The 12455-nt window shown below is 65.3% G+C and carries 13 protein-coding genes and 5 tRNA genes; all 18 read left to right on the top strand.

The window, feature by feature from the left end; all coding sequences use genetic code 11:
- The first annotated feature begins 72 nt into the window (after nucleotides 1–72).
- Nucleotides 73–145 (top strand) — tRNA-Gly (locus tag SAC06_RS05975).
- Nucleotide 146: 1 nt separating this feature from the next.
- Nucleotides 147–218: transfer RNA gene (locus SAC06_RS05970), tRNA-Val, on the top strand.
- A gap of 47 nt (nucleotides 219–265) precedes the next feature.
- A tRNA-Gly gene (locus tag SAC06_RS05965) sits at nucleotides 266–338 on the top strand.
- Nucleotides 339–376: 38 nt separating this feature from the next.
- A tRNA-Cys gene (locus SAC06_RS05960) sits at nucleotides 377–447 on the top strand.
- Between the two features lies 1 nt (nucleotide 448).
- Nucleotides 449–520, top strand: a tRNA-Val gene (locus SAC06_RS05955).
- A 56-nt stretch (nucleotides 521–576) separates the two neighbouring features.
- On the top strand, nucleotides 577–1755 hold the full coding sequence (locus SAC06_RS05950; protein ID WP_350257397.1) for a carboxylate--amine ligase: 1179 nt from the start codon (nucleotides 577–579) through the stop codon (nucleotides 1753–1755).
- Between the two features lie 44 nt (nucleotides 1756–1799).
- A complete protein-coding gene (thrS, locus tag SAC06_RS05945; RefSeq protein WP_412766235.1) occupies nucleotides 1800–3800 on the top strand; it encodes a threonine--tRNA ligase in 2001 nt (666 codons plus the stop codon).
- Complete coding sequence (locus SAC06_RS05940) at nucleotides 3800–4333, top strand: HIT domain-containing protein (protein WP_350257395.1); 534 nt, start codon at nucleotides 3800–3802, stop codon at nucleotides 4331–4333. Before thrS ends, SAC06_RS05940 begins: the two co-directional genes overlap by 1 nt.
- Nucleotides 4323–4943: a phosphatidylinositol phosphate synthase gene (gene pgsA, locus SAC06_RS05935; protein WP_350257394.1), complete on the top strand. Its 621-nt coding sequence runs from the start codon at nucleotides 4323–4325 to the stop codon at nucleotides 4941–4943. Before SAC06_RS05940 ends, pgsA begins: the two co-directional genes overlap by 11 nt.
- The gene (locus tag SAC06_RS05930) at nucleotides 4940–5857 is read left to right on the top strand and encodes a phosphatidylinositol mannoside acyltransferase (RefSeq protein WP_350257393.1); all 918 of its coding nucleotides are present in this window, start codon (nucleotides 4940–4942) and stop codon (nucleotides 5855–5857) included. The genes pgsA and SAC06_RS05930 overlap by 4 nt, the downstream gene beginning before the upstream one ends.
- Nucleotides 5854–7002 (top strand): glycosyltransferase family 4 protein, encoded by a 1149-nt coding sequence (locus tag SAC06_RS05925; RefSeq protein ID WP_350257392.1) that lies wholly within the window; start codon nucleotides 5854–5856, stop codon nucleotides 7000–7002. The genes SAC06_RS05930 and SAC06_RS05925 overlap by 4 nt, the downstream gene beginning before the upstream one ends.
- Before the next feature lie 12 nt (nucleotides 7003–7014).
- Nucleotides 7015–7533 (top strand): hypothetical protein, encoded by a 519-nt coding sequence (locus tag SAC06_RS05920; RefSeq protein ID WP_350257391.1) that lies wholly within the window; start codon nucleotides 7015–7017, stop codon nucleotides 7531–7533.
- Entirely contained in the window at nucleotides 7523–8698 is a 1176-nt protein-coding gene (locus SAC06_RS05915; protein ID WP_350257390.1) for a PrsW family intramembrane metalloprotease, read from the top strand. The genes SAC06_RS05920 and SAC06_RS05915 overlap by 11 nt, the downstream gene beginning before the upstream one ends.
- Complete coding sequence (locus SAC06_RS05910; protein WP_350257389.1) at nucleotides 8695–9252, top strand: NUDIX hydrolase; 558 nt, start codon at nucleotides 8695–8697, stop codon at nucleotides 9250–9252. The genes SAC06_RS05915 and SAC06_RS05910 overlap by 4 nt, the downstream gene beginning before the upstream one ends.
- 42 nt (nucleotides 9253–9294) lie before the next feature.
- The gene (locus SAC06_RS05905; RefSeq protein WP_350257388.1) at nucleotides 9295–10050 is read left to right on the top strand and encodes a YebC/PmpR family DNA-binding transcriptional regulator; all 756 of its coding nucleotides are present in this window, start codon (nucleotides 9295–9297) and stop codon (nucleotides 10048–10050) included.
- Nucleotides 10051–10055: 5 nt separating this feature from the next.
- Nucleotides 10056–10679, top strand: coding sequence for a crossover junction endodeoxyribonuclease RuvC (gene ruvC, locus SAC06_RS05900; protein ID WP_350257387.1), 624 nt, complete (start codon nucleotides 10056–10058; stop codon nucleotides 10677–10679).
- Between the two features lie 64 nt (nucleotides 10680–10743).
- Nucleotides 10744–11322: a Holliday junction branch migration protein RuvA gene (gene ruvA / locus SAC06_RS05895; RefSeq protein ID WP_350257386.1), complete on the top strand. Its 579-nt coding sequence runs from the start codon at nucleotides 10744–10746 to the stop codon at nucleotides 11320–11322.
- Entirely contained in the window at nucleotides 11315–12397 is a 1083-nt protein-coding gene (gene ruvB, locus SAC06_RS05890) for a Holliday junction branch migration DNA helicase RuvB (protein ID WP_350257385.1), read from the top strand. Before ruvA ends, ruvB begins: the two co-directional genes overlap by 8 nt.
- The last annotated feature ends 58 nt before the right edge of the window (nucleotides 12398–12455 follow it).

Here is a 12455-nt window from a genome sequence, read left to right as displayed (position 1 = left end):
AGCATTGGGTTTGAGATGGCGGCCCGGTAGCTGATAAAGTTCTATTCGTTCGCCGCGGGAACGCGGTGAGAAGCGGATGTGGCTCAGTTGGTAGAGCATCACCTTGCCAAGGTGAGGGTCGCGGGTTCGAATCCCGTCATCCGCTCGGGCGATTGGCGCAGCGGTAGCGCGCTTCCCTGACACGGAAGAGGTCACTGGTTCGATCCCAGTATCGCCCACGGATGGAGCCTAATCGGGTAACCGGTTGGAAACCTTCCCCAGACTAGCGGATGTGGCTCAGTTGGTAGAGCATCACCTTGCCAAGGTGAGGGTCGCGGGTTCGAATCCCGTCATCCGCTCAGCTCCGAGGAGTTGGGCAACCAATCTAGCTGGCATAGGTGGGTTGGCCGAGTGGTGAGGCAGCGGCCTGCAAAGCCGTATACACGGGTTCGAATCCCGTACCCACCTCGGGCGATTGGCGCAGGGGTAGCGCGCTTCCTTCACACGGAAGAGGTCACTGGTTCGATCCCAGTATCGCCCACAAAGAGAAGGCCCCGGGACACCCGGGGCTTTTCCTTACTCGATAGGAGTGCGGCAATGGAACTGGTTCCCGTAATTCTGGGTGGCGACGTAGGCGCTTACACGCTTGGGCTGGAGTGCTACGAAGCTTTCGGGGTCAAGAGCATCTGCGTTTCTGCCGCACCGATCGACATGATCACCAAGTCCGTCATCTTCGAGGTGGAGCAGGTGACCCCCCAGGCCTCGGATGAGGAACTGCTGGCGGTGCTGCGCGGCATCGCCGCCATCCACCAGAACCTGCTGCTGCTGGCCAACACGGACGCTCACGTCAGTTTCTTCGCCCGCCACCGGGAGGAACTCAGTCAGCACTACCTGCTGCCGTTCCCCACCACCGAAACGATCGACCTGCTCTGCCAAAAGCAATCTTTCGCTGAGGTTTGTGCCCGGGAGGGAGTCCCCACCCCTGCTACCGTGGTCGTCGATCTGGCCGAGGAGGCCGATCCGGAGATCGACTTCACTTTCCCGGTGGTGGCCAAAACCGCCTCGGGCGCCGCCTACGATCGCGTCAGTTTTCCCGGGAAAAAGAAGATTTGGTTCATCGACTCGCCCGAAGAGCTGACCGAACTCTGGTCCACCCTCCGCGGGGCGGGATTCCGGGACAAGTTCGTGGTGCAAGAGAACATTCCCGGCGACGACACCTACATGCGGTCACTGACCTACTACGTGAGCTCGACCGGGGAGATTCTGCTGCGCGCCGGGGCCCACGTGCTGCTCCAGGACCCGAGCCCGACCATGATCGGCAATCCGGTGGCGATGATTACCCGCGAACTGCCGGACCTGTGGGAGCTCGGTGACCGGATCCTTCGGGCCGGCAACTACACCGGTTTCGCCAACTTTGACATCAAAATTGACCCGCGGGACGGGACCCCCTACTTCCTGGAGGTCAACCCGAGAATTGGCCGGAACTCCTACTACGTGGTGGCGGCCGGGCAAAACCCGATGGCCGTGATGGCGCAGGACCTGTTCTTGGGGGAGAGCCCGGAACCCGTGGTGGCGCAGGAAACCGCACTCTACTCGCTGGTTCCGTTCAAACTGATCCTGCAGACCGTGAAGGATCCGGATCTCCTGGCGGAAGTGAAGACGCTGCCGGTGGTGGACCCGCTCGACTCTCCGATTGAGACTTCCAAGAGTCGGAAGGCGGTGGCGCGGCTGCAGAAGCTAAACTACCTGCGGAAGTTTCGCCGGTACGCCCGGTAGAATGAAAAAGATCGAAATTGGCAATAGAAGAGGTTTTCTCGGTGATAACTCTAACCATTGACGGTGAGCAACAGCAGGTTGAACCGGGGACCACCGGCACCGACTGGTACGGAAAACGCCGCGAGGTCGTCGCCATGACGGTGGACGGCCAGGCACAGGATCTGTTCCGGGAACTGCCCGCCGGTGCCACTGTCACCGCGATCGAGCTTTCCTCTCCGGAGGGATTGCAGATTCTGCGCCACTCGGCCGCCCACGTGCTGGCCCAGGCGGTCCAGGAGGCCAACCCGCAGGTAGACCTCGGGATCGGCCCCCCGATCGAGAACGGCTTCTACTACGACTTTGGGGTCGACACCCCCTTTACCCCGGAGGACCTGCGGGCCCTTGAGAAGGCCATGGCCCGGATTGTCAAAGAGGGACAAACCTTCCAGCGCCGGGTGGTGACCGAAGAGGAAGCCCGGGTGGAACTGGCGGATCAGCCCTACAAGCTGGAACTGATCTCAACCAAGTCCGGCTCCAACGCTGAGGACGGCTCCTCCGTCGAGGTGGGCGGCGGCGAACTGACCATCTACGACAACGTTCGGCGCGGGGGAGAGGTGGCATGGAAGGATCTCTGCCGCGGCCCGCACCTGCCCAACACCAAGCTGATCGGCAACGGTTTTGCCCTCACCCGCTCGGCGGCCGCCTACTGGCGTGGCTCCGAGAAGAACCCCCAGCTGCAGCGGATCTACGGGACCGCCTGGGCCTCCAAAGAGGAACTGCGCGACTACCAGAACCGGCTGGCGGAGGCGGAGCGGCGGGACCACCGCCGGTTGGGGAATGAGCTGGACCTGTTCTCTTTCCCCGACGAAATCGGCTCCGGGCTCGCGGTCTTCCACCCCAAGGGTGGGATCACCCGGATGGAAATGGAAGAGTACTCGCGGCGCCAACACATTGCCGCCGGCTACGATTTCGTCTACTCCCCGCACATCACGAAGGGTGACCTGTTTGAGCGTTCCGGCCACCTCGGCTGGTACCGGGAGGGGATGTTCCCCCCGCTGAAAGTGGACGCCGAAGTGGATCCGGAAACGGGAGCGGTGACCAAGCCCGGGGTCGACTACTACCTGAAGCCGATGAACTGCCCGATGCACTCGCTGATCTTCAGCTCGCGGGGCCGGTCCTACCGGGACCTGCCGCTGCGTCTGTTCGAGTTCGGCACCGTCTACCGCTACGAGAAGTCGGGCGTGGTTCACGGGCTGACCCGGGCGCGCGGCTTCACCCAGGACGACGCGCACATCTACACCACTCGGCAGCAGATGCGCGAGGAAATCACCACGGTGCTGCGCTTCGTGCTGGATCTGCTGCGCGACTACGGGCTGAACGACTTCTACCTGGAAATGTCGACCAAGGATCCGGAGAAGTACGTCGGGACCGACGAAGTGTGGGCCGAAGCTGAGACCACCCTGCGATCGGTGGCGGAAGAGTCCGGACTGGAACTGGTGGAGGACCCGGGCGGAGCTGCGTTCTACGGCCCGAAGATTTCCGTCCAGGCCCGAGACGCCATTGGCCGAACCTGGCAGATGTCCACCATTCAGCTCGACTTCAACACTCCCGAGCGGCTGGACTTGGAGTACCAGGCTCCCGAGGGTACCCGCGAGCGGCCGGTGATGATTCACCGGGCTCTGTTTGGCTCGATCGAGCGCTTCTTCGCGATTCTGCTGGAGCACTACGCCGGGGCCTTCCCAGCGTGGCTCGCCCCCGTTCAGGTCCGGTGCGTGCCGGTGGCGGACGCGTTTGCGCCCTACCTGGACGAGGTGGCGGCCGAGCTGCGCCGGCGTGGGGTTCGCGCGGAGGTGGATCGCAGTGACGACCGGTTCGGCAAGAAGATCCGGAACGCCTCGAAGGAAAAGATCCCGTTCGTGCTGATCGCGGGCGGGGAGGATGCCGAGCACGGCGCGGTTTCATTCCGCTTCCGCGACGGTTCCCAGGAGAACGGGGTGCCCAAGGCCGAGGCGATTGAGCGAATTGCCGCCCACATCGCGGCCCGGAAGAACACGGACGAGCTCTAGTGGAGACGGCGGACGAGTTCGCGGGGGAGGCCGACGGCTACGAACGGCTCTGGACTCCGCACCGGATGGTCTACATCAACTCGGACCACGGTGACCACGAGTGCCCGTTCTGCCGTGCGCCGAAGCGCTCCGACGAAGAGGGCCTGGTGGTTTATCGCGGCCAGACCTGCTTCGTCGTGATGAACCTGTTCCCGTACAACCCCGGGCATCTGCTGGTTTGCCCCTACCGGCACGTGGCCGGCTACGTGGACCTGACGGAGGAAGAGCGCCGCGAGTTTGGCGAGCTGACCGCCAGCGCAATGCGGGTGGCAGAGGCGGCCCTGGGGGCGCACGGCTTCAACACGGGGATGAACCAGGGAGCGGTGGCCGGGGCCGGAGTGGCCGCCCACCTGCACCAGCACGTGGTGCCGCGGTGGCAGGGCGATGCCAACTTCTTCCCGATTGTGGCGCAGACCAAGGCGGTTCCCGCACTGATAGAAAACACCCGGCAGCAACTGGTCGCCGCCTGGAAGGAGGCGGCCGATGCTCGGTAACCACGGACGCTCAATCACGCTGGCGATTTTCACTCCGTTGGCGATCGGGCTGGAGAAGCTGCGGATCACTCCGAACATGGTCACGGTGGCCGGGACGGTGATTTCCTGTACCCTGGCGGTGACCCTGCTGGCCTCGGGCCACCTCGCCGTGGGCGGGTTGGCGCTGGGGGTGGTCCTGTTTATGGACTCCGTCGACGGGGTGTTGGCCCGGCGAACCGGGACCAGTTCGAACTTTGGAGCTTTCCTGGATTCGACCATGGACCGGATTACCGACGGGTTTGTCTTCGGGTCGCTGCTGTACTGGGCGGTCGTGGGCTTGCCAGATGGAGCGGTGCGACAGGTCTCGATCGTGGCGGGCATTATCTGCATGACCGCAATCGGGGTGGTTCCCTACGTCCGGGCGAAAGCCGAGTCGTTCAACGTGGTGGCCAAAGTGGGGATCGCCGAGCGGACCGACCGCCTGATCGTGGCGTTGCTGGGCGGAGCCCTGACGCAGTGGGGCCTGGCCGACTGGTGGTTCGCTGTCGGTTTGGTCTGGGTGGCGTTTGCCTCCTGCGTCACCGTGGGGCAGCGGATCTGGGTGGTGCACCGGGAACTGAGGTCCGCGTGAACCTGCTTTACCGTTTGGCCTGGTCGGTGGTTCCGCACCTGCCCCCGCGACTGGTGGACGCGGTCGCCGGGTGGGTGGGCGCGCTGGTCGGAAGTCTGAACATTGCTTCCGTTCGCCAACTGCGCCGAAACTATCATCAGCTAACCGGCCGCGACCCGAGCCGGAGCGAACTGCGCCGGGCGGTGGCGTCCTACTTCCGCTGTTTTGCGCAACAGTTTTCGCTGCCGGGCTGGTCCGACCAGTATCTGAGGTCAGGCTGCATCTATCCGGGGGCGGCCCGGGTGGCCGAGCTAATGACCGAGGGACCGGTGGTGCTGGCCCTGACCCATTCTGGCAACTGGGACCTGGCCGGGGCCTGGTTCTGCCAGAACCACGGACCCATTGTCACCGTGGCCGAGAAGCTGGAGCCGGCCGAACTGTTCGACCAGTACGTCAACTTCCGATCTAACCTGGGGATGGAAATCCTGGGGGTGGCCCCGGGAGAGAAAGTCTTCGAGCGTCTGGTGGAGACGGTGGCCGGACGTTCAGTTCTGGTCCCGCTCCTAGCTGATCGCGATATTTCCGGCTCGGGGATCCGAGTCCAACTTGGGGGTGGTGAAGCCCTGGTAGCAGCCGGCCCGGCCGCGCTGGCGCTGCGCCTGAAGCGCCCGCTGATCGCCGGACACATCACCTATGAGCGGCGGGGGCGCCGCTGGGTGATCCGAGCCGAGTTTACCGAGCCGATTCCGGTGCCAACTCCCGAGCCGGGCGAAACCGACGTTGAGGCGCTCACCCGTGCCTGGGTGCGGACGATCGAACCGACGCTGCTGCGCGGGCTGGTGGACTGGCATATGATGCAGAAACTGTATGTTGCCGACCTGGACCCGGCCCGGCTGGCCCGAGCCGAAGCCCGCCATCGAGGAGAAACCCCGTGAAAATTGGGATCGTCTGCCCCTATTCCTTCGACGTTCCCGGCGGCGTTCAGTTTCACATTCGGGATCTGACCGAGGAGCTGATTAGGCGGGGACACCTGGTCTCAGTGCTGGCTCCCAGCGAGGATCCGAATCCGCCCGCGTGGCTGGCCTCGACCGGCGGCGCGATGGCGATCAAGTTCAACGGCTCGGTCGCTCGCCTGGCTTTCGGGCCCGTGGTGGCCTGCCGGACCCGCAAGTGGCTGGAAGAGGGCCAATTCGACGTGATTCACATTCACGAGCCGGAGACCCCTTCGCTCGGTCTGCTGGCACTGATGAACGCGGACGTGCCGGTGGTGGCCACTTTCCACGCCGCCCTGGACCGGTCCGTGGTCCGGCAGTTGACCTCCGGGGTGCTGGCCCCGTTCCTAGAGAAGATCTCGGCCCGAATTGCGGTGTCACAGGAGGCTCGCCGGACCCTGATCGAGCACCACGCGGGGGACGCGGTGATCATTCCCAACGGCGTCTACACCGCCTCGTTTCGGGAGGCGGAGCCGGACCCACGCTGGGTCGGGACGGATGAGCGGCCGGTAATTGTCTTTCTGGGCCGACTGGACGAGCCGCGAAAAGGCCTGCCCGTCTTTGCCGGGGCGATCGAGCCGGTCCTGGCCGAGTTTCCCGGCGCCCGGTTCTTGGTGGCGGGGCGCGGGACAGCCGACGTCCTTCCGAAACTGCCCGCGGTGGAAGTCCTCGGTGAGATCACCGATGCGGAAAAGGAGTCCCTGCTGAAGGGAGCAACCATCTACGTGGCTCCCCAACTGGGAGGCGAGTCGTTCGGAATTGTCCTGGTGGAGGCGATGGCGGCCGGTACTACCGTGGTGGCCTCCGATATTGCGGCTTTTTCCGCGGTGCTGGAGGAGGGCGAGGCGGGCATCCTGTTCCCGACCGGCTCGAGCGAGGGGTTGGCTGATGCCCTGCTCGCCCGGCTGCGTTCGGCCGACGACCGGGTGGCCCGGGCCGGGCAGCGGGCGGCGGAAAAGTACGACTGGAGCACGGTGACCGAGAAGATCCTGGCGGTCTACCAGGCGGTCCTTCCCCCCAGTACCCAGCCGCAGACCGGAACGGCCTACGAGCTAATCAACGAGCGCCTCGGTCGCGCCGAACGGTAGGGGGGACAGCTAATGTGGTGGATTCTCCTAGCGGCAGTGCTGTTGGCGTTGGTGGCCTACATTTGGACGTTGGCGGTCCGGATCGACCGGCTCCACCGCCGGGTGGCTACCGCCCGCGGCGGCCTGGAGTTGGCGCTGGTCAAACGGGCCGCCTGCTCGATGCAACTGGCCACCTCCGGTTTGCTCCCGCGCCGTGACGCGGAGGCGCTGACCGAGGCCGCCAACGGGAGCCTGGCCGCAATCGAGGACACCTGGCGCCCGCCGCGTTTTCTGGCCGAGTCGGCCCTCTCCCGAGCCCTGCGACAGGTGTGTACGCCGGAGCAATCCGAGCTGATCTGCAGCACCGACCTGGGCCGGGCCCTTTGGAACGAGCTGGCCGAGGCCCGGTACCGGCTCCAAATTAGCCGAACGCTGTACAACCAGGATGTGAGCCTGGTGCAGGAGCTGCGCGCTCGCCGGCTGGTGCGGTTCCTCCATTTGGCCGGGTTTGCGCCGCTGCCGAGCTACGTGGACCTGGACGATGCCAGCTAACCCGGGGGATCGGTACCGCCTGTCAGCGCAGGCTCCGCTTCGGCGAGCTGAGGGGCTGAACGTGGGGGCCACCGACTCGACCCCGGCCCCGCCTCGGTGGCGGGTGTGGGAGACGGTCCTAATTGTGGTCTTTGTCCTCCTGTTTGCAGCGGTGGTCGTGATTGGTGGGGGATCGCTGGCAACCCGCGGGCAGCTCGCCCTGGTGGCACTGGTCCCCCTGGTGCTGGTGACCGCCCTCCTGACCTGGATTGACCGCTGGGCGCCGCCGGGCTGGCGCTACCGATGGTTAGCCCTGCTGTGGGGAGCGGGGGTGGCCGCCTCGGGAGCAATCCTGGTCAACTCGTCCCTCTACCAAGACCTGCTGCTCTACCGGGGAAGTCCGGAGTGGGCGGGGACGTTCGCGGCCGTGATTATCGCCCCGATCTCCGAGGAACTGTTCAAGGGGCTTGGTGTCGTCACCGTTTTGGTTTTGGCCCGGCGCCAACTGACATCCACCCTCAGTGCGGTGGCGCTGGCCGGGCTGGTGGGCGCGGGGTTCGCCTACGTGGAGAACCTGGACTATTTCTGGCAGGCGTATCAGGAGGGTTCGACGGTCTTCGGCTTCACCGTGTTTGCCCGCTCGGTGATGAGCCCGTTCATCCACCCGATGGCCACCTCGCTGACGGGACTGGCCGTGGGGAGCGCCCTGCTGGCCGGGAAAGGCTGGTTCTGGCGGCTCCCGCTCGGATTCGTCGGGGCGGTGGCGGTGCACGCGCTCTGGAACGGGATGGCGATGCTGGGGGCGATCTGGGTCCTGGTTTACCTGGTGGTGGAGCTGCCCCTGTTTATTGCTTGGCTCACCTGGCTGTTGGTTTGGTCGCAGCGGATGGCCCGCCAGATCCACCTGGGGTTGGTGCCCTACGTCCTGACCGGGTGGATTAGCCCGGCTGAGGTCGCGCTGACGGTCACCCCGAGCGGGCGCCGGGCTGCTCGTCGGTGGGCGCGAAAGTTGAAGGGGCGCCGGCCGCTGCGGCGGCTGCAGCGAGCCGTGGGCCGACTCGGGATGGACCAGCAGGTGATGAGTCGGCGCGGGCCAAACCTGGACAAGATTGAACAGGACCGGCAGCATTTGGCCGAGGTGGCCCGGCTCCGCGCGGAACTGAAGCAGTTGGAGCTGGCCCAATGACGAAGTTGGGAGCGGACTGGCAGGTGGGCCCGGACGGGATCCCCACCCGGCGCGCCGCCCGGGTAGTGCTGCTGTCAACTGACGGGAAGACGCTGCTGTTTGAGGGACACGACGGGGACGACCCCGCTCATCGGTGGTGGTTCACCTGCGGCGGTGGGATTGAGCCCGGGGAGTCGCCCCGCGCGGCGGCCGCGCGGGAACTGGCCGAGGAGACGGGCCTCGTGGTTGAGTCGGCCCGACTGGTGGGCCCGGTGCTGGAGCGGGATGCAGACTTCGCCTTCCGGAACGTCCTGGCTCGACAGATTGAAGACTACTACCTGGTGTTTTTGGACGGACCGGCCCGAGCAATTGATACGGGCGGACAGACAGGTTCGGAACGAAACCTGGTGGATCGATGGCGCTGGTTCAGCGCCGAGCAACTGGTGGAGCTGGCCGAGCGGGAGACTGTCTACCCGCTCGGGCTGGCCCGCTATCTACGCAGATGGGAGCGAGGCTGGGACGGGGTGAAGCTGCGCGTGACGGAGCGGAACTCCTCCCACCCTCCGCCGAATTAGCGCACTGCTAGAATCGATCCGTATCTTCAAGAAGGGAACCTCATGTCCGGACACTCTAAGTGGGCAACAACCAAGCACAAGAAGGCAGCGCTGGATGCCAAGCGGGGAAAGCTCTTCGCCCGGCTGGTCAAGAACATCGAAGTCGCGGCCCGTACCGGGGGCGGCGATCCCGCCGGAAACCCGACTCTGTACGACGCTATTCAGAAGGCGAAGAAGAACTCGGTTCCGGCCGACAACATTGATCGGGCCGTCAAACGCGGCTCCGGGGCGGAAGCAGGCGGGGCCGAATATCAGTCAATTATGTATGAGGGTTACGGCCCGGGCGGGGTAGCGTTCCTGGTGGAATGCCTCACCGATAACCGGAATCGCGCCGCCTCTGACGTTCGGCTGGCCCTGACCCGAAATGGCGGGTCCCTGGCCGACCCGGGTTCCGTCTCGTACCTGTTTGAGCGGAAGGGAATCGTCGAAGTGCCCGCTGAAGGCACCAACGAGGAAACCATCCTGGAAGCGGTCCTGGACGCGGGCGCCGAAGAAGTTGAGGCCCACGGCGACGTGTTCGTGGTCACCTCCGGCCCCTCCGACGTCATCTCCGTTCGGACCGCTTTGCAGGAAGCCGGGATTGACTACAACTCGGCGGAAGTGGAGTTCCAAGCTTCCACCGAAGTAGAGATGGACGTCGAAGGAGCGCGGAAGGTGATGAGGCTGATCGACGCCTTGGAAGATTCCGACGACGTCCAGAACGTCTTCTCTAACATGACGCTGTCTGAGCAGACTCAGGCTGCGCTGGAAGAAGAGTAAACCCGGTGCGCGTGCTGGGAATCGATCCGGGATTGACCCGCTGCGGTTTGGGCGTGGTCGAGGTGGACGATTCCCGGCGCGCGCGTTTAGTTTCGGTTGGGGTAGCTCGGAGTTCGCCCGATCTGGCCACCCATTTTCGCCTCCGCGACATTGCCGCCGCGATCCGGGAGGCGCTGGAGCAGTACCGTCCCGAAGTGGTGGCGATTGAGCGGGTTTTCGCCCACGACAACCTGCAGTCGGTCACGACCACCATGCAGGTGATGGGCGTGGCCATGAGCTGTGTGGGCGAGGCGGGATTGCCGTTGGCCGTGCACACTCCCTCCGAAGTGAAAGCGGCTATTACCGGCAACGGGACCGCGGACAAGGCTCAGGTTCAGCACATGGTGGCGCGGATCCTCGGGCTGAAATCACCTCCTCGTCCCGCCGATGCGGCCGATGCCCTCGCGATTGCCATCTGCCACGCCTGGCGGGGAAACGGGCTGTTGGGGGCCGGGGCCGACGGGGACATTCACGTCACCCTGTCCGGGGGCGTGTCGGCTCGGAAAACGATGACTCCGGCGCAGGCCCAGTGGGCCGAGGCGGTGGCGGCCAGCCGGCGCAAGGGCGCGGTCGACCCGCGTCGACGGTAGCGGCGCGCCCGGTTGGAACCGGGGGCTAAACCTGCTATCGTACAGATGTTCTAAGGGGGAATTGGTGATCTCAACTGTGAGGGGCTCGCTGCTGCAGACCGGCCTGGACTGGGTGGTGGTCGAGGTCGGCGGCCTGGGTCTACGGGTTTTGACCGCACCTGCCACCGTGAGCAAGCTACCACCCCGCGGGCAGGAAGTATTCTTGGAGACCTACCTGGTGGTGCGCGACGACGCGCTCACCCTCTACGGGTTTGCCTCCGCTGCCGAACGGGAAATGTTTGAGGTTCTGCTCGGGGTGAGCGGGATTGGGCCTAGAACCGCGCTGGGAGCGTTGGCGGTGCTGACGCCGGCCGAGTTGGCCGGGGCGATTGAGCAGGCCGACCTGGCCGTGCTGCAGCGGGTACCCGGGGTGGGCCGAAAGTCGGCGCAAAGAATGGTGCTGGAACTGGGCGGGAAGCTTCCGAGCGGGATCGGGGCCTCCCCGGATTCGCAGCTTCGAACCGAGGTCGCGGCTGCGTTGGAGCAGTTGGGCTGGGGCAAGCCGCAGGTGGACAAGACCCTGGCCGGCTTGGACGGGGACTATCCGGACGCCTCCGCGATGCTGCGGGCGGCGCTACTAGTGCTGGGGAGCCACCGTGGATGATGATTTGCTCGACGGGGCGGTTCACGACGAAGAGCGGGCGGCCGAGGCGGCGCTGCGGCCCCGGTCGCTGGCCGAGTTCATTGGCCAACCCAGCGTGCGCCAGCAACTGTCGGTGCTGCTGGCGGCGGCGCGAGGACGGCAGGAGGCAGCCGACCACATTCTGCTGGTTGGGCCCCCGGGTTTGGGCAAGACCACTTTGGCCATGATCGTGGCCCAGGAAATGGGGGCGTCTTTGCGCCTCACCTCCGGACCCGTAATTCAGCACGCCGGCGACTTGGCGGCAATTTTGTCCTCCCTGCAGGAGGGGGACGTGCTGTTTATCGACGAGATTCACCGTCTGGCTCGAACAGCTGAGGAAATGCTGTACCTGGCCATGGAAGACTTCCGGGTCGACGTGATCGTGGGCAAGGGGCCGGGTGCCACCTCGATTCCGCTGGCTTTGCCTCGGTTTACGGTGGTGGGGGCGACAACCCGCTCCGGGCTGCTGCCGGCACCGCTGCGGGACCGGTTCGGGTTCACCGCGCACCTGGAGTACTATTCGCCCGGCGAGTTGACCGAGGTGGTCAACCGCTCGGCCCAACTGCTGGGAGTTCCGGTGGAGGCGGATGCAGCGGGCGAAATCGCCTCGCGCTCCCGCGGGACGCCGCGAATTGCCAACCGCCTACTGCGCCGGGTGGTGGACTACACCCAGGTGGCCGAGCACGCCCGGGTTGAGCTGGAGCAGGCTCGGAGCGCGCTGCACCTGTTCGAAGTGGACCAGTTGGGGTTGGATCGACTGGACCGGGCGGTGCTGGAAGCGCTGACCAAGCGGTTCGGCGGCGGCCCGGTCGGAGTGGGAACCCTGGCCATGACGGTGGGGGAGGAACCGGAAACGGTCGAGACCGTGTCCGAGCCGTACCTGGTGCGAGAAGGCTTCATCGTGCGGACCCCGCGGGGGCGCTGCGCAACTCAGCGAGCTTGGGAACACGTGGGCCTGGTTCCACCTGCCGGGAGCCCGGTGTCGGGAATTGCACAGTTAAGTGACTTTCGCGAAGAACCGGGTCCGAATGGGACTCAGCCCCTGTTTAACCAGTAGGATAGTGCGGGTGACACCCCGGACCGGGGTGCGAAATCCCGACCGCGAGAAGAGGAAG

Source organism: Scrofimicrobium sp. R131, assembly GCF_040256745.1.
GTDB classification, from domain to species: Bacteria; Actinomycetota; Actinomycetes; order Actinomycetales; family Actinomycetaceae; genus Scrofimicrobium; species Scrofimicrobium appendicitidis.
This window is presented reverse-complemented; position numbering and strand designations above follow the sequence as displayed.